The organism is Marinobacter sp. ELB17 (genome assembly GCF_000169375.1).
In the GTDB taxonomy this organism is placed as follows: domain Bacteria; phylum Pseudomonadota; class Gammaproteobacteria; order Pseudomonadales; family Oleiphilaceae; genus Marinobacter.
In genome coordinates this window covers 360,910-382,367 of the sequence record NZ_AAXY01000002.1, presented here as the reverse complement: position 1 = coordinate 382,367, position 21,458 = coordinate 360,910, and the positions used below count along the sequence as shown (strand labels likewise).

Annotated in this window: 21 protein-coding genes, 1 other RNA gene and 1 pseudogene; 20 read left to right on the top strand and 3 right to left on the bottom strand. The window is 55.0% G+C overall.

Annotation, left to right across the window (positions count from 1 at the left end; translation table 11 throughout):
- Positions 1-16: 16 nt before the first annotated feature.
- The 11 genes and pseudogenes from MELB17_RS04600 to MELB17_RS04550 all read left to right on the top strand — a co-directional run bounded on the left by MELB17_RS04600 (position 17) and on the right by MELB17_RS04550 (position 9,033).
- Positions 17-937 (top strand): hypothetical protein, encoded by a 921-nt coding sequence (locus MELB17_RS04600; RefSeq protein WP_007348976.1) that lies wholly within the window; start codon positions 17-19, stop codon positions 935-937.
- A 3-nt stretch (positions 938-940) separates the two neighbouring features.
- Complete coding sequence (gene rimI, locus MELB17_RS04595) at positions 941-1,429, top strand: ribosomal protein S18-alanine N-acetyltransferase (protein WP_007348975.1); 489 nt, start codon at positions 941-943, stop codon at positions 1,427-1,429.
- A gap of 111 nt (positions 1,430-1,540) precedes the next feature.
- On the top strand, positions 1,541-3,130 hold the full coding sequence (prfC, locus tag MELB17_RS04590) for a peptide chain release factor 3 (protein ID WP_007348974.1): 1,590 nt from the start codon (positions 1,541-1,543) through the stop codon (positions 3,128-3,130).
- Positions 3,131-3,166: 36 nt separating this feature from the next.
- Positions 3,167-3,886, top strand: coding sequence for a TatD family hydrolase (locus MELB17_RS04585; RefSeq protein WP_007348973.1), 720 nt, complete (start codon positions 3,167-3,169; stop codon positions 3,884-3,886).
- Between the two features lie 280 nt (positions 3,887-4,166).
- Positions 4,167-4,593 (top strand): annotated as a pseudogene (rplM, locus tag MELB17_RS04580) (50S ribosomal protein L13).
- Between the two features lie 12 nt (positions 4,594-4,605).
- Positions 4,606-4,998: a 30S ribosomal protein S9 gene (gene rpsI / locus MELB17_RS04575; RefSeq protein WP_007348971.1), complete on the top strand. Its 393-nt coding sequence runs from the start codon at positions 4,606-4,608 to the stop codon at positions 4,996-4,998.
- 240 nt (positions 4,999-5,238) lie between these two features.
- On the top strand, positions 5,239-5,832 hold the full coding sequence (gene petA, locus MELB17_RS04570) for a ubiquinol-cytochrome c reductase iron-sulfur subunit (RefSeq protein WP_007348970.1): 594 nt from the start codon (positions 5,239-5,241) through the stop codon (positions 5,830-5,832).
- Positions 5,832-7,064 (top strand): cytochrome b, encoded by a 1,233-nt coding sequence (locus MELB17_RS04565; protein WP_007348969.1) that lies wholly within the window; start codon positions 5,832-5,834, stop codon positions 7,062-7,064. Before petA ends, MELB17_RS04565 begins: the two co-directional genes overlap by 1 nt.
- Complete coding sequence (locus tag MELB17_RS04560) at positions 7,064-7,819, top strand: cytochrome c1 (protein WP_007348968.1); 756 nt, start codon at positions 7,064-7,066, stop codon at positions 7,817-7,819. The genes MELB17_RS04565 and MELB17_RS04560 overlap by 1 nt, the downstream gene beginning before the upstream one ends.
- Before the next feature lie 108 nt (positions 7,820-7,927).
- The gene (locus tag MELB17_RS04555) at positions 7,928-8,557 is read left to right on the top strand and encodes a glutathione S-transferase N-terminal domain-containing protein (protein ID WP_007348967.1); all 630 of its coding nucleotides are present in this window, start codon (positions 7,928-7,930) and stop codon (positions 8,555-8,557) included.
- A 62-nt stretch (positions 8,558-8,619) separates the two neighbouring features.
- Positions 8,620-9,033 carry a ClpXP protease specificity-enhancing factor gene (locus MELB17_RS04550; protein WP_227498797.1) on the top strand — a complete coding sequence of 138 codons (414 nt, stop codon included), beginning with the start codon at positions 8,620-8,622 and terminating at the stop codon, positions 9,031-9,033.
- 184 nt (positions 9,034-9,217) lie between these two features.
- On the opposite strand, the gene MELB17_RS04545 is transcribed toward MELB17_RS04550, so the two are convergent.
- The 3 genes from MELB17_RS04545 to MELB17_RS04535 are packed head-to-tail and all read right to left on the bottom strand — an operon-like array spanning position 9,218 to position 12,195.
- The gene (locus MELB17_RS04545) at positions 9,218-9,808 is read right to left on the bottom strand and encodes an SIS domain-containing protein (protein ID WP_007348965.1); all 591 of its coding nucleotides are present in this window, start codon (positions 9,806-9,808) and stop codon (positions 9,218-9,220) included.
- Between the two features lie 9 nt (positions 9,809-9,817).
- Positions 9,818-10,183 (bottom strand): YraN family protein, encoded by a 366-nt coding sequence (locus tag MELB17_RS04540; RefSeq protein ID WP_007348964.1) that lies wholly within the window; start codon positions 10,181-10,183, stop codon positions 9,818-9,820.
- A gap of 26 nt (positions 10,184-10,209) precedes the next feature.
- On the bottom strand, positions 10,210-12,195 hold the full coding sequence (locus MELB17_RS04535; RefSeq protein WP_227498785.1) for a penicillin-binding protein activator: 1,986 nt from the start codon (positions 12,193-12,195) through the stop codon (positions 10,210-10,212).
- 68 nt (positions 12,196-12,263) lie between these two features.
- On the opposite strand from MELB17_RS04535, the gene rsmI reads away from it, so the two are divergent.
- From rsmI to mraY, 9 genes are all read left to right on the top strand, one after another.
- Positions 12,264-13,145, top strand: a complete 882-nt coding sequence (gene rsmI / locus MELB17_RS04530) for a 16S rRNA (cytidine(1402)-2'-O)-methyltransferase (RefSeq protein WP_007348962.1) — start codon at positions 12,264-12,266, stop codon at positions 13,143-13,145.
- Between the two features lie 50 nt (positions 13,146-13,195).
- Positions 13,196-13,552, top strand: an RNA gene (gene rnpB, locus MELB17_RS23145) — RNase P RNA component class A.
- 313 nt (positions 13,553-13,865) lie between these two features.
- Positions 13,866-14,315, top strand: coding sequence for a division/cell wall cluster transcriptional repressor MraZ (gene mraZ, locus MELB17_RS04525; protein ID WP_007348961.1), 450 nt, complete (start codon positions 13,866-13,868; stop codon positions 14,313-14,315).
- The gene (rsmH, locus tag MELB17_RS04520; protein ID WP_007348960.1) at positions 14,312-15,289 is read left to right on the top strand and encodes a 16S rRNA (cytosine(1402)-N(4))-methyltransferase RsmH; all 978 of its coding nucleotides are present in this window, start codon (positions 14,312-14,314) and stop codon (positions 15,287-15,289) included. Before mraZ ends, rsmH begins: the two co-directional genes overlap by 4 nt.
- Complete coding sequence (ftsL, locus tag MELB17_RS04515) at positions 15,289-15,696, top strand: cell division protein FtsL (RefSeq protein WP_007348959.1); 408 nt, start codon at positions 15,289-15,291, stop codon at positions 15,694-15,696. The genes rsmH and ftsL overlap by 1 nt, the downstream gene beginning before the upstream one ends.
- 73 nt (positions 15,697-15,769) lie before the next feature.
- Positions 15,770-17,515 carry a peptidoglycan D,D-transpeptidase FtsI family protein gene (locus MELB17_RS04510; RefSeq protein WP_007348958.1) on the top strand — a complete coding sequence of 582 codons (1,746 nt, stop codon included), beginning with the start codon at positions 15,770-15,772 and terminating at the stop codon, positions 17,513-17,515.
- Positions 17,516-17,517: 2 nt separating this feature from the next.
- A complete protein-coding gene (locus MELB17_RS04505) occupies positions 17,518-19,002 on the top strand; it encodes a UDP-N-acetylmuramoyl-L-alanyl-D-glutamate--2,6-diaminopimelate ligase (protein ID WP_007348957.1) in 1,485 nt (494 codons plus the stop codon).
- Entirely contained in the window at positions 18,999-20,378 is a 1,380-nt protein-coding gene (locus MELB17_RS04500; RefSeq protein ID WP_007348956.1) for a UDP-N-acetylmuramoyl-tripeptide--D-alanyl-D-alanine ligase, read from the top strand. Before MELB17_RS04505 ends, MELB17_RS04500 begins: the two co-directional genes overlap by 4 nt.
- A complete protein-coding gene (gene mraY / locus MELB17_RS04495; RefSeq protein ID WP_007348955.1) occupies positions 20,363-21,448 on the top strand; it encodes a phospho-N-acetylmuramoyl-pentapeptide-transferase in 1,086 nt (361 codons plus the stop codon). Before MELB17_RS04500 ends, mraY begins: the two co-directional genes overlap by 16 nt.
- Positions 21,449-21,458 lie beyond the last annotated feature (10 nt).

The following is a 21,458-nucleotide window of genomic DNA, read 5'->3' as shown; positions in this document are numbered from 1 at the left end:
ATTTGGCAGGATGTTAATGCACACCCACGAGGCGGAACGGCAATTCTATTTGGCGATGGCTGGCGTGCAGCTCTGGTATGCTCGCGAGCCGCTGCCGGGTGCAGCGCCTAGCCCTGAATTCGTGTTTCCGTTAGAGCGCGCTTTAACGACCCCGGTGTTGCCAATGCCTGCCGGAAACCCGTCTGCGCCCGTTCACGCGCCTTCTTCGGCCCACTTACCGAAAGCCAAGCCGTTGCGCCGGGCAGATCCCGCGGCAGCCGCCCGTATTGCCGATCTGCAGTCGTTGATGAAGGCGGGAAAGACCGAGGCTCACCAGCTCAATCGCCGCCCCGAGCCGGTAGAAGATGTTCCTGCCAGCACCCGTCGGGCTCCTGACCCGACGCCCGCCCCTGTTATGGACGCGTCGCCGCCGGTGGAAATTGCTCCTGTGCCAGCGGCGCTCTCGCCAACAATGCGCCATCCTGATCCGGTTGTGCCAACAGCCGATCCTCTAAAGGTTACCCTGGCGTTGTGGCAGGGCCGCAATGTCAGCCTGGTAGCGGCACTCTCGAACGACGCCAGCGTCAAGTTGCAACAAGCGCTGGCGCACAATATTTTGCGCAGCCTCGGCGAAAAGGAACCGAGTGAGAACGTAGCCGTACACTGGCCGGTGTTTAACAACCTTCTGGTGCCTGGCAACCAGCCACAGGATCTGGTTGGCGTTTTGAAACCGATTTTATCCGGTTTGAACGCCCAACATCTGATCGTGCTGGGTGTGACTGCAGACGACCGGGTAAGCGCTGATTATACCGGGAGCCCCGTGCCGTCCTGGCTAGCGGAAGCATTGCCGACGTTAAAGCAGCCGCTGATGGCTTTCCGGTTCAGTCTTGCCGAACTTGCAGCGCAGTCTCAGTACAAGAGGGACCTGTGGAGTGCCATCAGGGAATGGGTGAGCTGAATCATGGGCGACCGGACTAATGCGTATCAGCAGGTGGCTCAGGGCGACCTGGTTATAGACACCTTGAATCCGGAAGAGCTGCCGGCAATCCTTGAAATAGAGCGCGGCTGCCATTCCAATCCCTGGTCCGCAGGTATCTTTGAAGATTGCTTCAAGTCCACTTACCGACTGTGGGCGGCGCGCCGTAATGGTGAGCTTGCTGGCTACGCGGTGGTGACTTATCAGTATGATGAAGCTCACCTGCTGAATCTTTGCGTAGCGCCGGCGGCGCGCGGCCTGGGTGTCGCGCGGCGGCTGTTACAGTATCTGATTGCACGGTCTGGCCACGACGGTATGCAGCTGTTGCTGCTGGAGGTTCGCCACAGCAACCGGCCTGCCTACCGCTTGTATTGCTCTGAGGGTTTTGAACAGGTTGGTGTGCGCCCGGATTATTACCCTGCGCCCAATGGCCGTGAAAACGCTCGGGTGATGACGCGCCCCTGTTTGCTCTAAGCCACTGCACCGGGGTTCGCGTATAAACGCCTTAAGCCCTATAATGATGCCCTTTTCAGCACTTTCTATTCAGGTTGTCTTGTTACTATTTATTCAGGTCGTTTTGATACTATGTCGAATCCTTCCCAGCTCTCAACGGAAGTGGCTAACCGTCGCACTTTCGCGATTATTTCCCACCCGGACGCCGGTAAAACCACTATTACTGAAAAGGTGTTGCTGTTCGGTAAGGCTATTCAAAGGGCAGGCACCGTAAAAGGCAAAAAATCCGGCCAGCATGCCAAATCAGACTGGATGGAAATGGAAAAGGAGCGGGGCATTTCCGTCACCACCTCGGTGATGCAATTTCCCTACCACGGCAGTTTGATCAACCTGCTGGATACACCGGGCCACGAAGACTTTTCTGAAGACACCTATCGTACCCTGACAGCCGTAGACTCTTGCCTGATGGTCATAGACAGCGCCAAAGGTGTTGAGGCGCGCACCATCAAGTTGATGGAAGTGACGCGCCTGCGCGATACACCCATCATCACGTTCATGAACAAACTGGATCGGGAGACCCGTGATCCGGTAGATCTGATGGACGAAGTCGAAAGGGTTCTGAATATTGCCTGTGCGCCTATTACCTGGCCTATCGGCATGGGAAAGAGCTTCAAAGGGGTGTACCACCTGCTGCGGGATGAAGTGATTTTGTATCACACCGGGCAGGGCCATATGATTCAGGAAGAGCGAATTATAAAGGGTCTCGACAATCCCGCGCTTGAGGCCGCCCTGGGGGGCTATGCCGCAGAGCTGCGTGACGAGGTAGAGTTGGTTAAGGGTGCGTCTCACGAATTTGATCAGCAGGCTTTTCTGGCCGGAGAGTTAACGCCGGTATTTTTTGGCACTGCGCTGGGCAATTTCGGCGTTGATCACATGCTGGATGGTCTGGTGGAATGGGCGCCTGCGCCGCAACCACGGCAAGCTGACCAGTGCCTGGTGCAGCCGGTGGATGAAAATTTTTCTGGTTTCGTATTTAAAATACAGGCCAACATGGATCCACAGCACCGCGACCGCGTTGCCTTTTTGCGGATTGTCTCTGGCCAGTATTCGCCAGGGATGAAAGCGCGCCACGTGCGACTAGGCAAAGATGTACGTTTTTCTGATGCGCTTACCTTTATGGCCGGTGACCGGGAGCGTGCAGAGGAAGCATTTGCGGGTGATATTATCGGTTTGCACAACCACGGTACTATCCAGCTGGGGGATACCTTTACCTCCGGTGCTGACATGAAATTTACCGGCATCCCCAACTTTGCGCCTGAACTGTTCCGCCGTATCCGCTTGAAAGATCCGCTAAAAGCCAAACAGCTGCAAAAAGGGCTGATTCAGCTGTCAGAAGAGGGCGCTGTTCAGCTGTTCCGCCCGCTGCGCAATAACGATTTAATAGTCGGTGCCGTTGGGGTGCTGCAGTTTGACGTAGTGGTCAGCCGTCTGAAAACTGAGTATAAGGTAGAAGCCATTTACGAGCCTATTAACGTATCCACGGCGCGCTGGGTAACCTGCAGCGACGAGCGCAAGCTGGACGAATTTAAACGCAAGAATAACGACAATCTGGCCCTCGATGGCGCTAATCAGCTAGCGTATATTGCGCCTACCATGGTGAATTTGAGCTTGGCTCAAGAGCGTTATCCCGACGTGGAGTTCCACAAAACCCGGGAGCATTGATTTTACCCGTTGCTATTCGGTTCAGAGGCCCACGTGATGCTGGTTGACGTCCATTGCCATTTCGATTTCCCCCAGTTTGACGGGCGGCGCGAGCAATTGATGGGCGAATTGCGCGGGCAGGGCATTGGCGGGCTAGTGATACCCGGCGTTCGCTGCGCCGATTGGCCGAAAGTACAGCAAGTAGCTATGGCCCATTCTGGTGTTTTTTACTGTTTGGGCATCCACCCTTGGTATATTGACGAACATGGCCCTGAGGATCTGCAGCGGTTGCGAGACCACTTGGCCATCGCGAGCGAGCAGTGTGTGGGTGTTGGTGAATGCGGGCTAGATCGGCTACGGGGTAGCCTGAGCGAGCAGATGCCATGGTTTGAAGCCCAGGTAAGAGTTGCCGCCGAGTATCAGCGAGCGCTGGTGATCCACTCCGTTAAAGCCCATGATGAAGTGGTCGAGGTATTAAAGGCGGCGAATTGGACGGGTAATGCGTTGGTTCACGGCTTTTCCGGTAGCTATCAGCAAGCGGTAAAATTGATAGATCTGGGCTGTATGTTAGGGGTGGGTGGTGTGATTACTCACGCCAAGGGTGGTAAAACACGCGATACGTTAACGCGTGTCCCGGCCTCTGCGTTGGTTATAGAGACAGACGCACCTGATATGGCACCGGCCGGTGTTCGGCAAGGCCAGAACTCTCCGCAGTTTTTGCCGGATAATACTGCGAGAACTGGGCTCTACTGCGTTGGCGTAGCGAGCCCGAATTAGCAGCTGGCCTGCTCGAAAATAGCTGTCGACTCCTAATGTTCCTCGCTACAAGCCGAGGCTTTGGGGGTCGCAACTGGGTTGAATACCGAAACTGACGATATCCGGGTTGGGATTTTTTTGCGCGCCTAAGTATATCCTCCGCGCACTGGCTTTCAAGCCGTGATACTGTCTTCAGCCCGGAACAGGTCAGCGCAACCAACAGTAGAGAAATCTTGCTGCTGTTATTTTTCAGCTTAAAGCAGGTTTTAACGATTATTTTATAGCGTTCAAGGCGGAATCAATGAAGACTCTGAGTGCGAAACCAGAAACTGTAAAACGTGACTGGTACGTTGTAGACGCAGCCGGCAAGACGCTGGGTCGTCTTTCACCGAAATCGCCCTTCGTCTGCGGGCAAGCATAAGCCTGAGTACACCCCCCATGTAGACACTGGCGATTATATTATTGTTATCAACGCCAGCCAGGTGCGGGTTACCGGCAAGAAGGCATCTGACAAGATGTACTACAGCCATTCCGGCTTTCCGGGTGGAATCAAATCCATCAGCTTTGAGAAGTTGATCGAAAAGGCCCCTGAGCAAATCATCCAGAAGTCTGTCAAAGGCATGCTTCCGAAGGGTCCGCTTGGTCGCGCCATGTTCCTGAAGCTGAAAACCTATGCCGGCGCTGAGCACCCTCACGCAGCCCAGCAGCCCAAAGAACTCGACATTTAACGGAAGGCGGATATGTCTGTAGCACAAAATTACGGTACCGGTCGCCGCAAAACCTCAACGGCTCGTGTATTTATCAAGCCGGGAAGCGGTAGTATTTCAATCAACGGTCGCACCATCGAAGAGTTCTTCGGTCGTGAGACTTTGCGTATGATCGTGCGTCAGCCTTTGGTTGTTGCCGAGTCTGTGGATCGTTTTGATATCAACGTCACGGTAAAAGGCGGTGGTATCAGTGGTCAAGCCGGCGCAATTCGCCACGGCTTGACCCGCGCTTTGATGGAATACGACGAAACATTGCGTCCAGCCATGCGCAAAGCGGGTTATGTAACCCGTGATGCACGTGAAGTTGAACGTAAGAAAGTGGGTCTGCGCAAGGCGCGTAAGCGTCCTCAGTTCTCCAAGCGTTAATTTTTTGCTGGAGCAGACACAAAAACCCGGCTTATTGTCGGGTTTTTTTTCGCCTGCTAACCCGCGTCCAAATTGATCTGGCGCACGGCAAGAGGCTGCCTTAGCGGCTTTCTGACTTGTAAGGAAGTGGTAATTTCATTACTATTTGTGCGCTTATAATCTTGGGTTGTGAAGTCCTTTTAGATGCGCATTGCTGTAATGTTTGCAGCGTGTATCATCGCCTGATGGGAGAAAACCATAATGAAAAATGGCGACGTAAGCCATGGTCGGCGTCGGTTTTTAGTCGGTGCTACGGCTGCGGTCGGCGGTGTTGGGATTGTTGGTGCTGCAGTGCCCTTCGTGGCGTCCTGGAATCCCAGTGCCAAAGCGGAAGCGGCTGGTGCACCGGTAACCGTCAATGTTGATAAAGTTGAGCCGGGTCAGCAGGTCACTGTTGAGTGGCGGGGTACTCCAGTTTGGCTTATCCGTCGTACAACTGAGATGTTGGATAATATTGAAAAGCTCGACGATAAGGTAAGAGATCCTCAGTCGGCAGAGCCACAACAGCCGGAGTACGCTGCTGATAAGTACCGTTCAATCAAGCCGGAACTAGCCGTATTGGTTGGCATATGCACTCACTTAGGCTGTGTGCCTTCGTACCGTCCGGAAGTGGCTCCTGCTGATTTGGGTGAGGATTGGCTCGGTGGGCTATTCTGCCCATGTCATGGTTCCCGCTACGACATGGCAGGACGCGTTTATTTTGCCCAGCCTGCGCCTCTGAACCTGGTAGTTCCGCCTTATCGCTACGATGATGACACGACCATCACCATTGGTCTTGATCCGGAGGCAGCGTAATGTCAAAACTTTTGCAGTGGGTAGATGAACGTCTCCCGGTTGTTGATGCTTGGAACAAACACCTGGCCAAGTACTACGCGCCGAAGAACTTCAATATGTGGTACTTCTTCGGTTCGTTGGCCATGTTGGTACTGGTTAACCAACTGGTTACCGGTATTTGGTTGACCATGAGCTATAACCCTTCCGGCGAAGGCGCGTTTGCCTCGGTGGCGTACATCATGCGAGATGTGCAATGGGGTTGGTTGCTGCGCTACCTGCACTCTACAGGCGCCTCTGCGTTCTTTATTGTTGTGTACCTGCATATGTTCCGCGGCCTTATGTACGGCTCGTACCAGAAGCCCCGTGAGCTGATCTGGCTGTTCGGCATGTTGATTTATTTGGTGCTGATGGCCGAAGCCTTTATGGGCTACCTGCTGCCCTGGGGCCAGATGTCCTACTGGGGTGCACAGGTTATCGTGAACCTGTTCGGTGCCATTCCGGTGATTGGTGAAGATCTGTCGCTGTGGATTCGCGGTGATTACTTGATCTCGGGCATTACCTTGAACCGTTTCTTCGCCCTGCACGTCGTGGCTTTGCCAATAGTGCTGCTGGGTCTGGTAGTACTGCATATTCTGGCGTTGCACGAAGTGGGTTCCAACAATCCCGACGGCATCGAAATCAAAAAGAATAAGGACGAAAACGGTATACCGAAGGACGGCATTCCATTCCATCCATACTACACTGTGCACGACTTAGTGGGTGTGGCTGTGTTCTTCTTTATATTCTTTATTGTGGTGTTCTTCTTCCCTGAAATGGGCGGTCTGTTTTTGGAAGCGCCGAACTTTGAGCCTGCTAACCCGCTGAAGACGCCTGCGCACATTGCGCCGGTCTGGTACTTCACACCGTTCTACGCGATGTTGCGTGCGGTGACCGTTGACTTTTTGGGGCTGCCTGCAAAGTTCTGGGGCGTGGTAGTAATGGGTGGTGCAATCGCCATACTGTTTGTTCTGCCTTGGCTGGACCGCAGCCCGGTTCGTTCCATGCGCTATAAGGGATGGATGAGCCGTGTGGCGTTGGCGGTATTCGTGATCAGTTTCGTAGTTCTGGGTTATCTTGGCCTGGTACCGACTACTGAAGGCCGTATCATAGCCGCCCAGATTCTGACCGTGTTTTACTTTCTTTTCTTCATTCTTATGCCGTTCTATTCGCGCATTGAGAAAACCAAGCCAGTTCCAGAGAGGGTGACAGGATAATGAAAAAGCTGATTCTTGGTCTTTTCATGGTCATCCTGCCGGCACTCGGGCTGGCAGCGGGTGGTGGCATTCCACTGGACCACATCAAAACCGATCACACCGATAAAGCGTCATTACAGCGCGGCGTGGCAATGTTCACTAACTATTGCATGGGCTGTCATTCCATGGAGTACGCCCGCTATAAGCGCGTGGCGGAAGATCTGGAAATTCCGGTTGATCTGTACAAGGAAAATCTGATTTTCACCGGTGCAAATATCGGTGAATTGATGAAAAACTCCATGAACAAGGATATGGCCGCCGACTGGTTTGGTGCGCCGCCTCCGGATCTGACGCTGGAAACCCGTCTGCGTGGTGAAAGCTGGGTGTATTCTTACCTGCGAGGCTTTTACAAGGACGACAGCCGCCCGCTAGGCGTTAACAACGTCGTGTTTGCAGCCGTGGGTATGCCCCATGTACTGGTTGAACTGCAGGGTTTGTGCGCGGTCAAGCCAAATATTGGCGTGGAAGCGTCGGTTGAGCCGCTCAGTGGCAACATCAATAACGCAGACATCTGTCCCAGCTATGCCATCGAAGGCAGTATGGAGGCGGCCGAGTTTGACCGTGCCATGTACGATTTGACCAACTTCATGTCTTATATGGCGGACCCGGTCAAGGTGGAGCGTGAACGCCTTGGCGTCTTTGTGCTGATCTTCGTCGCGATTTTCTTTGTGTTCGCCTATCTGCTCAACCGTGAGTACTGGAAGGATATACACTGAGAAATAGGGTATAATCCCCAGCCCTGAGCCCCAGCGAGCCGTAATCGGTTCGCTGGGCTTTTTTCGTTTTTCAGGGCCAATTTTTTTGATCAATCATGAGGTAGTGCTATGGGCGTTGTGACCAAGCGGTCGTCGATGACGTTTTTTTCAGACCCCGCGAGCCAGTATAGCCATAGGGTTCGCATTGTATTGGCTGAGAAGGGCGTTACCGTTGATATCGTAGATGTGGATCCGGATAACCCTCCGGCCGAGCTTGCTGACCTCAACCCGTACAACGCGTTGCCGACATTGGTGGATCGTGACCTTGTGCTCTACGAGCCCAATATCATGATGGAATATCTGGATGAGCGTTTTCCTCATCCGCCGTTGCTGCCGGTTTACCCGGTCGCCCGTGCTAACAGCCGCCTGATGATTCATCGAATTCAGCGCGACTGGTGTGTCAAGGTCGATCAGATTGTGGCCCAGCCCAATGCCAAGGCTTCGGAAGTCGCGCGTAAGGAATTGCGCGAGAGCCTACTGGCCACTGCGCCGGTATTCGGCGAGATGCCGTTTTTTCTGTCGGAAGAATTTACCATCGTGGATTGCTGTATTGCGCCGATTCTGTGGCGTTTACCAGCTCTGGGTATTGAGCTGGACGACAAGCAGGCTAAGCCGCTGGATAAGTACATGAAGAGTATTTTTAGTCGCGAAGGTTTCAAGGCCAGTTTGTCTGACCTTGAAGAAGACATTCGTAGCTAAGCAGTGATTAATACGCCAGTCGCAGCAGCAGGAGAGTCGCAGTGGCCGATGTAAAAACTACCATGAGCTCCAGTCGCCCATATCTGGTGCGGGCGTTGAACGAGTGGGTTCTGGACAATGATTGCACGCCTTACATCGTGGTTGACGCCGGGATCCAGGGTGTGCAGGTTCCAAATGAGCACGTGGCGAATGGCCAGATCGTGCTCAACATCAGCCCTGGTGCGGTCAAGTCTCTGGTTATTGGCAATAGTGCTTTGGAATTCAACGCCCGTTTTGGTGGTGTGCCTATGCAAGTATTTGTGCCATTGCAGGCGGTGATCGCTATTTACGCTAAAGAAAATGGCGAAGGTATGGTGTTTGGTTCTGAACCTGGTATGCCAGATCCGAATGGCACAGGTGAGACTAGTAACGCCGGCGGTTCCAAGGCGAAGGAAGATCGCCCGAGCGGTCGCCCGACTCTAAAGGTTGTTAAATAGAGTTGTCCGCTCAGAAAAGCTGATGTTCTGGCAAATATAAACCGCTGTATCCAACCTGTCTTCTGACAGTGAGGATACAGCGGTTTTTTTTGGCTAAAATTCGTTAGCGCCCCGTCTGGCTAATTCTTGAGCACTCAGATGCTCAGTAGGTCTACGAATTAGCCAGACGGGACATTAGCCGTTATTAACCACCGAACAGCTTACTGTCAACTCTGGCACACAGAACGTTGATGAGCAGCATCAGTAGCGGCATGGCATCGCTCGGGCTGAGATTGTTCAATGCGATTTCATGATCTTGCGGATCCAATAAAGACGTAATATCGGATTTATCACGGGCGCTCAATACGGCAACGCTCATGTCACGATCGTGTGCGGCCTGAATGGCTTGAATAAGATTCGCCTTGTGGCCGTCGTCTACAATTAGAAATAGCAGGTCGCCGGGCTTGCCCACGGCGCGGATCTGGCGCGAAAAAGTGTCGTTAAAGCGGTTGTCCCGACAAATAGCCGAGTAGGTAGTGGCGTCGGCGCCTAGATTGATTGCAGGCAGGGCCGGACGATCTTGCTCGAAGCGGTTCAGAAATGCGGTGCAAAAATACTGCGCTAGTACGTTGGCGCTGCCGTTGGCGCAGGTCACGATTTTTCCATCTTGTAATAATACATTTACAAAAGCGTCAGCCATGGCTTCAATATTTTCGGTGGCCATACTTGCTGCCATAGCGGTATGTTCCATATGGCTGGCAAACCGCTGGTTGATCTCTTGTGCAGAATCGGTCATGGGTTGAAGTCATCCTGCCTGTAGTGCGTTTTTAAGCCATTGTACCCGGTATTTTTTTAGGCTACCCGGACCAATAGCGATAACGTCAATACGGCTGTCGGTATTGCTCAGTTGGTGGCGGTGCAAATAAAAGCGCGCCGCTTGAATCAGACGTTGCTGTTTACGCCAGGTGATAGATTCAGCCGCCCCGACCAAGCTGCCGGCACGGCGATAACGAACCTCAAAAAACACCAATGTAGTGCCATCCTGGCCGATCAGGTCGATTTCTCCACCGCGATTGTAAACATTTCGCGCCAGAATTCTTACGCCATGACTGCCTAGGTAGCGTGCAGCTACCCCTTCGTAGTGATCGCCGATTTTGCGTTTGCCATCCATGGCTTTGTCTGTCCTTTGTCAGGTGATCAGAGTGCGCCCCCGGTAATCGCCGGCTTGGCTTGGGGCTGGTTAGCGTTGGTTTCCGCCTTGGGTAAGCTGGCAGCTATTGCTGGCAGCAGTTCGACGTTGCCGGAACTAAAGCGGGCCCAGCGCTGATAACGGCGAATGCTGCCGGAGGGCGTCATTGCCAGTACACCGGTTTGGCCGTCAATAGTGGCTTCTGGAACCTGCCTGAGCAGCGGCAGGCGCTTGCTTAGATGCCAAGCGTCTGCGCCCATGGCAAACAGGCGGCCTAGCTGTCCGCGCGTGGCGCCCGGAAGCTGGCTGCCGGCTTCATCCCGGAGGGGATTTTTTTCATCCAGCACCCAGGGTATGTCGGTAAATATCACCCCGTTCAGGTCGCGGTCGCGGCCAGGCGCAGGGGTGCCGGCATAAACAATAGAGGGTGCGTAAACAGGCAGATCGCCGGCGAAGTAAAACGCAAACAGGGGGTTCAGTTGGCGTGCGGTATCAGGCTCGGCCACCATCACAATGGCTTGGGCATCCTGGCGACGCCGCGCTTCGAACTCAATATTGAGGCCTATGGTGCGTTCCACATCAATAGCGCGGTCGCGAGAAGTGTTGATGCCCAGCAGATCGGCAGTAACCGCGCGTAGGTTGTCCTTTCGCAAAAACCTCTGGATGCCAATAACGCGCCCGCCATGTTTGGCCATCTGTTCGATCAAGGCGGCTTCTACGCGGTTGCCCCATTCGCCACTGGGAATAATCACCAATATGCGTTTAAGGCCCTCGGCGCCCAGCCGATCCGCAATTTGCCGGGCTTCATCTTCAGCGGACAAGCCAAACTGGTACAGTCCTGCGGGGGCACTGACGCCCGGGGGCAAATAGTTCAGGGCCAGTGTTTGCAGAGGCAGACTGGGCAATTTGCCCAGTTCGGCCAGAGCGCCTTTGTCCAGCGGGCCTACCAACAGGTCTACTGGCTGCTTCGCCAGTTCTTGATACAATTCCCCAAAAGGCTTCTGTTTGCTGTCGACAACCCGTATTCGCGTGGCTTCGCGGTCAACGGACGTATCGCTGAAGTAAGCAGCCAGAAAACCGTCTCGTATGGCTTTACCGGCGGTGGTCAGTGGGCCGTTCAGGGGCAGTGCCAGAACAATCTGCTCAGGCCGGCTGGCAGCAAGGCCGGCAATCAGCTGCAGCTCAGAAGGCAGTAGCTGGGCAGCAGGATGACCTGGCCAGTTTGACTGCCAGCGCCGGATAACCCGGCCTTGCTCGTCGAAGCCCGTGCCTGGTGATCTCACCTGCGTTGCCAGTTCCAGCCAGCCCTGGGTCTCGTAGCCTATTTCGCGAGTGTCGGCGCTACTAAGTTGTGTGTCGCTGACGGTTTTTAACAATTGCCAGATGCGATCGTGCAGCGGTTGTGCGTTGGCGCTGCTGTCAGCCTGGGCCAGCGCGATCAAGGTTTTGGCGGCTTCCAGCGGATTGCCCGCCAGCGCGAGCGTCTGCGCCTGCAGGCTGCCGGCGCGATTAAGCAGCTCTGGCGTTACCTCCATAAAGCTGTTGATGCTAAGGTTTGCGGTAATCTGCTGTGCCCACGTTTGGTCTTTCAGCGTCACCGCGCCGTTCATGGCCAATAATCGTTTCTGGCTGGCCAGTTCGGGTAGGGGTTGCGCCAATTGCCCGCTTTGCAGTAGCTTGCGCGCTCCCTGATGATCACCCTGCTGCTGAAAGCGGCTGGCGATGCGCAGCAGGTAGCGTTGTGCTGTATCTTGATTGCGCTCCTGGCTGGCCAGTTCCAGAGCTTGCGCTGGTGTGTTAACGACCTGGGACTGCAGATCAACTCCTGCGCAGCCGGCGGTTAGCAGAATAGCGACCAATAGGCCGGCAATGGCGGGGTGGGCAAGGCGCTTGTTAGTCATAGCTGGCTCAGCGTGCTCCGGGTGGTTAAGCTTGGAAGAAAAACCCGCAAAGTTTAGCAGCTCCGGCATTAATTCACATGAAGTAAGTGTCATGCCGCGCTTCTGTAAGCGCGCGGATTCATACACACAGTCTCGCTTTTGCGGGCAAGGCGGTTAACACGATGGTTACAAAGCACGCAGACAAGGCTCAAGCCACTAGCGCCGGGGTGCTTTATATTGTCGCAACGCCCATTGGTAACCTGGACGACTTATCGACACGTGCGGTAAAAACCTTGGCAACGGTAGACCTGATTGCCGCTGAAGATACGCGCCACAGCGGGCGCCTGTTGCAGCACTTGGGCTTGCACAAACCAATGATGGCGCTACACGATCACAACGAGCGTGACCAACATAGTCGGATACTCGCCGAGCTAGGGGCAGGCCGTAGCGTGGCTTTGGTTTCGGATGCCGGAACGCCATTGATTTCAGATCCCGGTTTTATTTTGGTGCGCGAAGCCCGAGTCCAAGGCTTTCAGGTTAGCCCCATACCCGGTGCTTGTGCTCTGGTAGCAGCCCTAAGCGCTAGTGGCCTGCCCACCGATCGTTTTCAGTTTATCGGCTTTTTGCCGGCCAAAGGTTCCGGCCGTCGTTCGGTGCTGGAATCGCTGCAGGCCGAAACGTCAACTCTGGTTCTATATGAGTCACCACATCGCATCACCGATACAATTGCTGATGTCATTGCGATAATGGGCGCAGGCCGGGAGTTGGTGTTGGGGCGGGAGCTGACGAAGGCGTTTGAAACCTTTTACTGCGGAACAGCCGAGCAGGTACTGGCCGAATTGCAACAGGACCCCCACGGCAGTCGCGGTGAGTTTGTGGTGATGATTCACGGCGCAGCACCAGAGCCCGATAGTGAGCAGACAACGCTGGACACCGATCGCCTATTAACGATTTTGTTGACCGAATTGCCAGTTAAGACTGCGGCGAAAATGGTGGCGGAGATTACCGGCCGCAAGAAGAACGAGCTTTACCAGCGCGCCTTGCATCTTAAAAGTGGTGGCTGAGCGCTGCGCTTTTGCTTGCATGGGCTGCGGCGCCGCGCTATTGTCGGCGCCGAGCTCGCCAGACAGTCGCCGCCGTTTTACCGGGGGAGGAAAGTCCGGGCTCCATAGGGCAAGGTGCCAGGTAACGCCTGGGCGGCGCGAGCCGACGGAAAGTGCAGCAGAGAGTAGACCGCCTAAGCCAGCGGATTCGTCCGATGGCCGGTAAGGGTGAAAGGGTGCGGTAAGAGCGCACCGCGTGGCTGGCAACAGTTCACGGCATGGTAAACCCCACCTGGAGCAAGACCAAATAGGAGTCCGTTGGCGTGGCCCGCGCTGGACTCGGGTAGGTTGCTTGAGGCCTGTGGTGACGCAGGCCCTAGATGAATGACTGTCCACGACAGAACCCGGCTTACCGGCGAGCTCGATTTTTTCGCCCCTCTTTTAATCCCCTGTTTAATCACCTTTGTGCGATTTATAGCCAAAAAATCTTACACCTCAACGACAGTCTGCGATGTTCGATGCAGGTATTTGATTTTATTTATTTTCTTAAGTTTAATCTGGCAAATTCCCTTCAGCTCTGTTTGTAACTCCTTGTCTTAAAAGAAACTTTTTAATATTGGCTCTAATAGTCGCCGCTTGCATTGTAGGGTGCGTGTTCCTATAGTGTGCACAAGTGGGAAAAAGTGGTTTTTAGTGGTTTTTAGTGGTTTATAGTGGTTTCAAACCCCAGAGACAGGGCTAATGAGTAATTTTTTTGGCAGTCATGCGATCAATATGGACGCTAAGGGTCGCTTGGCGATCCCTGCCAAAGTGCGCGAGGAGCTCATTCAGGTCTGTGGCGGCCGTTTTATATTGACGGTTGCAGACGCTGACCGTTGTCTGCGGTTGTATCCGCAATCTGTGTGGGATGAATTGCGTCCCGCCATTGAAGCGCTTCCCAACATGAGCAGAGCAGCATTACGCCTGCAGCGCCTGGTGCTGGGTAATGCCGCCCAAATGGAACTGGATTCGGCAGGCCGGGTTCTGATTCCACCCACGCTCAGACAATACGCCCGGCTGGAGAAAAAACTGATGTTAATAGGCCAGGGTAAAAAGCTGGAATTGTGGAGCGAGGAAAGCTGGAACCATTTGCTGGATACACCTCCTGACGCCGAAGAGATGACTGACGCCATGAAGGACTTGTCGCTGTGACGCTGACGTCGACGGATGGCGCTGCGGGTTCGTTCTCGCATCGCTCGGTATTGCTGGACTCCGCGGTAGATTTATTGCTGACCGATAGCGGCGGCCGCTACGTTGACGCTACGTTTGGCCGTGGCGGCCACAGCCGCATGATTCTTGAGCGCCTGGCTGAAAATGGCGCGCTACTGGGTATCGATAAAGACCCGCAGGCCATCGATGAAGCTCGTACTCTGGCGGCGGCAGATTCACGTTTTAATGCTTTTCATGGCTCGTTTGCTGACCTGGGTCAGGCGCTGGAACAGGCGCATTGGCCTCAGGTTGAAGGCGTATTGATGGATTTAGGTGTGTCTTCGCCACAGCTGGACGATGCCTCTCGTGGTTTTAGTTTTATGCGCCAGGGCCCCCTGGACATGCGAATGAATCCTCAGCAAGCCCCCAGTGCCGCAGAGTGGCTGGCCAGCGCTGATGAAAAAGTGATTGCTGACGTTATTTTCAAATATGGTGAAGAACGATTCTCCCGCCGTATTGCCCGGCTGATCGTGGAGCGTCGAGCGGAAGCGCCGATCACCACCACTCTGGAGTTAGCAGAACTGGCGGCTAAGGCGGTGCCAAAAAAGGAAAAACACAAACACCCGGCAACCCGGACATTCCAGGCTATTCGCATTTTTATCAACCGCGAACTGGAAGATCTGGAGCTGGGATTGAAGGCCGCTGCCGAAAAACTGGCCCCCGGTGGCCGTTTGGTAGTGATCAGTTTTCACTCGTTGGAAGATCGGTTAGTGAAGCGTTTTATGCGTGATCTGGCGCGCGGCCCGCAGATGCCAAAGGGTATTCCGGTCACCGCAGCCGAAGAGTCATCGGCGTATCGTCTTATTGGTAAACCCAGCAAGGCGGCGTCTGACGAGGTGAGCGATAACGTAAGAGCCCGCAGCGCGGTAATGCGGGTGTTGGAACGTCGCGCAGACATTGCACAGGAGAAAATCTGATGGGCGCTGTGGCTATTGAAGAGCGGGTGCAAACCCGCCGCTTGAACACCAAAGTGGTGAGGAGTGGCGTAGCGTCTGCGCTGCGCATTTCCGGTCAGGTGTTCGTTGCAACACGGCAAAGCAACGTTTTGGTCTCACTGTTGCTAGTGATTATGTTGCTGGCTTCTGCCATTGGTGTGGTGGTGAGTGCACATAAAAATCGTGTTCTGTTCAATGGACTGTCACAACTGCATGAAGAGCGTGACGATTTTCAGAGAGAGTGGAGTCAGTTGCTGTTAGAGCAAAGTGCGCTGAGTGCTCACGGGCGTGTTGAAAGCTTGGCGTCCACGCGTTTCGGTATGGTTGTTCCCGGGCGCCAGGACATTGTGTTGGTGCCGCTTCTGGTCCCAGAAAAACGATCCTATTGACTTTCACGCAGCTGCCGAAGTTAGTTATTAGGCCGCTTGATAATGAACAGAATCTTACGCAGGAATCCCTAACGTGTCCGACCCGCAAGCCACAGCTACATGGAGTCAGCGCATCGCCGCTAACTGGCGCTATGGCTTTGTATTGGGCGCATTTGTACTGGTGATCGGTGCTATTTCCGTGCGCTTGGTGGATTTGCACGTTATCGACAACGAATTTTTGCGCCAGCAGGGCGACGTCCGGACAATTCGCGTAGAAAGCATAGACGCCCATCGCGGCGTTATTTCCGATCGTTATGGCGAACCGCTGGCAGTTAGTACGCCGGTACAGACGCTTTGGATGAATCCAACAGAGATGGACGCAAAAGATCCGCGCATCGCCAATCTTGCTCGCCTGCTTCACCTTAACGAAGCGACTCTGCGTCAGCGACTGATTGACTATGCCGCTCGGGAATTTATTTATCTTCGCCGAAAAATCCAGCCTGAACTGGCGCGTAACGCTATGGCTCTGGGTATCGGCGGAGTTTACTCTCGCCAAGAATATCGGCGCTACTACCCTGCTGGAGAAGTCACCGCGCACGTTGTTGGCTTTACCAACATAGACGAGAACGGTCAGGAAGGTATTGAGCTGGCCTTCAACCGGGTTTTGTCCGGAGAGTCCGGGCGTAAGCGGGTGTTGAAAGACAACCGTGGTCGGCTGATCAAAGATTTGACACTAATTCGTGATGCCCGTCCGGGTGGCGAACTGACATTAAGCCTCGATTTGCGACTGCAGTATTTGGCTTACCGCGAATTGAAAGCGGTCGTTAGCGCTCACAATGCCCGCGGTGGCACCTTGGTGATGCTGGATGCGAACAGTGGCGAAGTGCTGGCGATGGTGAATCAGGGCTCCTATAACCCTAATGACCGCAGCCAGTTGGCGGCGGAAAATCTTCGCAACAAAGCCATTACCGATCTGTTTGAACCGGGTTCTGCGATGAAACCACTGGCTATGGCAGCGGCGCTGGAAACGGGTCAATACACAATCGGCAGCCAGATTGATACGTCCCCGGGTTTTCGCCGTTTTGGCCGTTTTACCATTCGTGATAGCGGTAACTACGGCGTTTTGAGTCTGACGGATATCGTTGTGAAGTCCAGCAACGTAGGCATGAGCAAGATTGCCACCGAGATTGGCGGCCAGGTGATTCGCGATTTTTACGCCCGGGTCGGCCTGGGTCAGCCGACTGGCATTGGTTTTCCGGGTGAAGCTATCGGGGTTCTGCCCTCGCCCGTTAAATGGCGCCCGGCAGCAGAGGCCACGCTGTCTTACGGTTACGGGCTTAGCGTAAATGCGCTGCAGCTGGCCCAAGCTTATATGGTCATTGCCAACGGTGGCGTGCGCTATCCGTTGAGCTTGTTGAAGCTGGATCATGCGCCGACCGGCGAGCGTGTGGTGTCAGAGCAGATAACAGCAAAGATTCGCAGCATGCTAAGTGACGTTGTCACTCGCGGTACCGGCAAGCGCGCGCAACCGGGGTTCTATTCTGCCGGAGGTAAAACCGGCACCGTTCACCTGGTAGGTGCTCAAGGTTACGAAGATGGCCAATACAAGGCTATTTTTGCCGGCATGGCGCCCATTGATAATCCGCGAATCGTCACAATCGTGGCGGTGGATGCGCCTCAGTCTAGCGAGTATTACGGCGGTGAGGTTGCTGCGCCGGTGTTTGCACGGGTGATGAGCGATGCCTTGCGGTTGCTTAATGTCAAACCGGAGTTGGACATAGTGCACAGCAGTGCGCCGCGACCGTCAGCACCTTCATCCGCCAGCGGGGAGAGGGGCTGACCATGCAGATAACGTCACTAAATACACTGTTGCAAGGCGTGGTTGTGGTGCCGTCGGTATTCGATGTGACCATCCATGGCTTGCAAACTGACAGCCGCAAAGTGCGAACCGGTGATGCGTTTGTTGCGTTGGCGGGCGCTCATACAGGGCCCGAACATTATATAGACGACGCTATTCGCGCTGGCGCATCGGTGATTTTGCTGGAATCTGAACAGGCTGGTGAGTGCAGCGAGCGTAGCGGCGCATTAATTGTGCCAGTGCCCGAATTAAAAGTCCGTCTGGGTAAGCTGGCGGACCGGTTTTTTGAATACCCGTCACAACGCCTGCAGCTTGTCGGTGTAACAGGTACCAACGGTAAAACCTCGGTAACCCAGTATATTGCCCAGCTACTTCAGGCGGCAGGCACGCCCTGTGGCGTGCTGGGTACATTAGGTTACGGCATGCCCGAGACTTTGCAGCCGGCGACGCACACAACCCCGGACGTGGTGCAAGCCAATCGGGTACTGGCAGGTATTTTAGCCAGCGGCGGCCGTGCTGCGGCGATGGAAGTGTCTTCCCATGCTTTGGACCAGGGTCGAATCGATCGTCTTACTCTAACGGCCGCGGTGTTTACCAATTTGACCCGGGATCATCTTGATTACCACGGTTCCATGGCCGCCTATGGTGAAGCTAAGGCCAAGCTTTTCAGCCGTGAAGAGTTGCGCTTTGTGGTGATTAATGTCGACGACCCATTTGGTCGCAAGCTTTATCACCAGCTTGAAGGCAAGTGTGACCGCCTTCGCTTCAGCCTGCATGAACCGCAAGCGGAGTTATGGCTAAAAGAATTTTGCGCTTTGGACAACGGCTTTCGCGCCGTGCTGGATGGCCGGTGGGGCGAATTCACCATCGAGGCGCCGCTGATGGGCCGCTTTAACGCCAGCAATGTACTGGCTGCGGTTGCCACGGTGATGGCGTTGGGGGTTGATGTAACCCAAGTGCAGCACGGCGTTCGCCGGCTAGTGCCACCCGCCGGACGCTTGCAGGTGTTTACCGCCGGCGACGGTGCCCGGGCGGTGGTGGACTATGCCCACACCCCTGATGCTTTGAACAACGCGCTGGCGGCGTTGCGCCCCCACGTAAGCGGACGGCTGATTTGCGTTTTCGGCTGTGGCGGCGACCGTGACAGTGGCAAGCGGCCGGAAATGGCGCAACAGGCTGAAAACGGTGCTGATCTGGTGATTGTCACTGACGACAACCCGCGTACTGAAACCCCATCCGCTATCACAGCCGATATTATGGCTGGATTTATAGCTCCGGAAAAGATTCAACTGATTCACAGTCGTGCCCAAGCCATCGCCGCTGCCCTTGCTCTGGCCGGCCCGGACGATCTGGTACTGGTCGCTGGCAAAGGCCACGAAGACTATCAGGATATCGCCGGTTGCAAGTATCCGTTCAGTGACAGCGAGCAGGTAACCCAGGCTCTGAAACAGCGGGAGGAAGTGGCATGATGCGCGCTTTTTCGCTAGCGGAAGCCGTTCAATGGTTGCAGCCTGACTGTCATTTTGACGGGCCGGACAAATTAACGTTTAACGCTGTTAACACCGACACCCGCAGTTTGCTGCCAGGGCAGTTGTTCGTGGCGTTGCGTGGTGAGAATTTTGACGGCCACCGGTTTTTGCAAAAAGCGCAGGAGCAGGGCGCAAGCGCTGCTGTCGTGGATTGCATTGATGCCGCTGTGGACCTTCCCCAGTTGCTGGTCAGCGACACTTTGATCGCGCTGGGCGAGCTGGCAACGAGACACCGTGCAACCAGCAACGCGACTCTGATTGCCATTACCGGTAGCAGCGGCAAAACCACGGTGCGTGAAATGACCGGGGCGATTTTGCAGCAAATGGGCCCGGCTTTGATAACCCAGGGCAATCTGAACAATCACATTGGTGTGCCGCTGACTCTGTTTGGTCTGGCGCCTGAGCACCGATTTGGTGCAATCGAACTGGGCGCCAGTGGCCTTAATGAAATTGCATACACCGTAGCGATGGTGAAACCGCAGGTGGCGATTCTGACTAACGCGGGCCAGGCCCATCTTGAAGGTTTTGGCAGCTACCAGAACATCGTGCTTGCCAAGGGCGAGATCATTGACGGCGTGGCTGATGATGGCCTGGTTGTGCTTAATCGGGACGATCCGGCGTTTGATCAGTGGCTGGTCCGTGCCGGCCGTCGCCGTGTGGCAAGCGTAAGTCGCGCAGGCCATGCCGGCGCTGATTATAAGGTCATAGCCGGGGCTGGCGGTCAGGTGCAGATCAGCGGGCCAGATGGCTGGCTTTGCGACCTACGGCTTGGTCTTGAAGGTGAGCACAATCTCAGTAACGCGGCTATGGCAGCCGCTGCAGCGCGTGAACTGGGCGCCACCAATGAACATATTAAAGCGGGGCTGGAGCAGGTGTTAGCGGTAAAAGGTCGCTTGCACATACAGCCACTGGCGCAGGGTTGGACCCTCATTGATGACAGTTACAACGCCAATCCGGCGTCGATCAAAGCCGCGCTGGCGGTGCTGGCAAAACGCCCGTCACCGCGCATTGCGGTACTGGGCGCCATGGCTGAACTGGGCGAGCAGGCTGCCCAGCTGCACCGGGAAGTCGCGCAATACGCTCGTGATCTGGGCATTGAGCGGCTGCTGGCGGTAGGCCCGGGCTGTGAAGGCTACGGCAGGGGATTTGGTGCCACGGTCGAAATCTGCGCCAGTCACGACCAGGCGATTAACGCCGTTTTAAAAAACACACAGGTACCGGCCACCGTGCTGGTAAAAGGTTCTCGCAGTTCCGCCATGGAGATTGTGGCGGAGGGAATAAAAAATAAGGTGAATGGCACATGCTGCTCTGGCTGACAGAGATACTCTCACAGTACTTCACATCGCTGACGGTGTTTCAGTACCTCACCCTGCGCGGCATTCTGGGCACGTTAACGGCGCTGCTGATTTCGCTGCTGGTGGGCCCGGTGATGATTCGCAAGCTGGCGCAATACCAAATTGGCCAGGCGGTGCGCGACGACGGCCCACAAACCCATCTGAGCAAAGCCGGCACGCCCACTATGGGTGGCGCTCTTATTCTGGTGGCCATCGCTGTCAGTACCCTATTGTGGGCAGACTTAAGCAATCGCTACGTGTGGATCACCCTGCTGGTTACTCTGCTATTTGGTGCTATCGGCTGGGTAGATGATTATCGCAAAGTGGTCGAGCGCAACCCCCGTGGCCTGTCGGCCCGGTGGAAGTACTTCTGGCAGTCGGTGGTAGGCGCCGGTGCCGCTATCGCGTTGTTTATGACGGCGTCTCTACCTCAGGAAACCTCGCTATATCTGCCGTTTTTCAAGCAGGTGTCGCTCACTATGGGCCCGGTGCTGTTTATTCTGCTGACCTATTTCGTGATTGTTGGCACCAGTAACGCGGTCAACCTTACCGACGGACTGGACGGTCTGGCGATTATGCCCACGGTGATGGTAGCCGCTGCGCTGGGCATATTTGCTTACCTGTCGGGCCACGTCCAGTTTGCCAATTACCTGTTGATTCCGCGCTTGCCTGGCACCGGCGAACTGATTGTGTTTTGCGGCGCCATTGTAGGCGCCGGTCTGGGGTTTTTGTGGTTCAACACCTATCCCGCTCAGGTGTTTATGGGCGATGTCGGTGCTCTTGCTCTGGGCGCAGCTCTTGGCATCGTGGCGGTGATTGTGCGCCAGGAAATTGTGCTGTTCATCATGGGCGGCGTGTTTGTGATGGAAACCGTATCGGTAATTTTGCAGGTGGCGTCGTTCCGCCTGACCGGGCGGCGAATTTTCCGCATGGCGCCGCTGCATCACCATTTCGAATTGAAAGGCTGGCCCGAGCCGCGGGTTATCGTGCGCTTTTGGGTTATTACCGTGGTTCTGGTGTTGATTGGTTTGGCCAGTTTGAAGCTGAGATAAGGAGGGTTGC

Coding starts and splice junctions, on each gene's coding strand:
- MELB17_RS04540 (WP_007348964.1), bottom strand. CDS start 10,183: ATGGATGGCAAACGCAAAATCGGCGATCACTACGAAGGGGTAGCTGCA.
- rsmI (WP_007348962.1), top strand. CDS start 12,264: ATGGTTACAAAGCACGCAGACAAGGCTCAAGCCACTAGCGCCGGGGTG.
- rimI (WP_007348975.1), top strand. CDS start 941: ATGGGCGACCGGACTAATGCGTATCAGCAGGTGGCTCAGGGCGACCTG.
- MELB17_RS04500 (WP_007348956.1), top strand. CDS start 18,999: ATGATGCGCGCTTTTTCGCTAGCGGAAGCCGTTCAATGGTTGCAGCCT.
- petA (WP_007348970.1), top strand. CDS start 5,239: ATGAAAAATGGCGACGTAAGCCATGGTCGGCGTCGGTTTTTAGTCGGT.
- prfC (WP_007348974.1), top strand. CDS start 1,541: ATGTCGAATCCTTCCCAGCTCTCAACGGAAGTGGCTAACCGTCGCACT.
- mraZ (WP_007348961.1), top strand. CDS start 13,866: ATGAGTAATTTTTTTGGCAGTCATGCGATCAATATGGACGCTAAGGGT.
- rpsI (WP_007348971.1), top strand. CDS start 4,606: ATGTCTGTAGCACAAAATTACGGTACCGGTCGCCGCAAAACCTCAACG.
- MELB17_RS04545 (WP_007348965.1), bottom strand. CDS start 9,808: ATGACCGATTCTGCACAAGAGATCAACCAGCGGTTTGCCAGCCATATG.
- MELB17_RS04535 (WP_227498785.1), bottom strand. CDS start 12,195: ATGACACTTACTTCATGTGAATTAATGCCGGAGCTGCTAAACTTTGCG.
- MELB17_RS04555 (WP_007348967.1), top strand. CDS start 7,928: ATGGGCGTTGTGACCAAGCGGTCGTCGATGACGTTTTTTTCAGACCCC.
- MELB17_RS04600 (WP_007348976.1), top strand. CDS start 17: ATGCACACCCACGAGGCGGAACGGCAATTCTATTTGGCGATGGCTGGC.
- MELB17_RS04560 (WP_007348968.1), top strand. CDS start 7,064: ATGAAAAAGCTGATTCTTGGTCTTTTCATGGTCATCCTGCCGGCACTC.
- MELB17_RS04565 (WP_007348969.1), top strand. CDS start 5,832: ATGTCAAAACTTTTGCAGTGGGTAGATGAACGTCTCCCGGTTGTTGAT.
- mraY (WP_007348955.1), top strand. CDS start 20,363: ATGCTGCTCTGGCTGACAGAGATACTCTCACAGTACTTCACATCGCTG.
- MELB17_RS04505 (WP_007348957.1), top strand. CDS start 17,518: ATGCAGATAACGTCACTAAATACACTGTTGCAAGGCGTGGTTGTGGTG.
- MELB17_RS04585 (WP_007348973.1), top strand. CDS start 3,167: ATGCTGGTTGACGTCCATTGCCATTTCGATTTCCCCCAGTTTGACGGG.
- MELB17_RS04550 (WP_227498797.1), top strand. CDS start 8,620: ATGAGCTCCAGTCGCCCATATCTGGTGCGGGCGTTGAACGAGTGGGTT.
- ftsL (WP_007348959.1), top strand. CDS start 15,289: ATGGGCGCTGTGGCTATTGAAGAGCGGGTGCAAACCCGCCGCTTGAAC.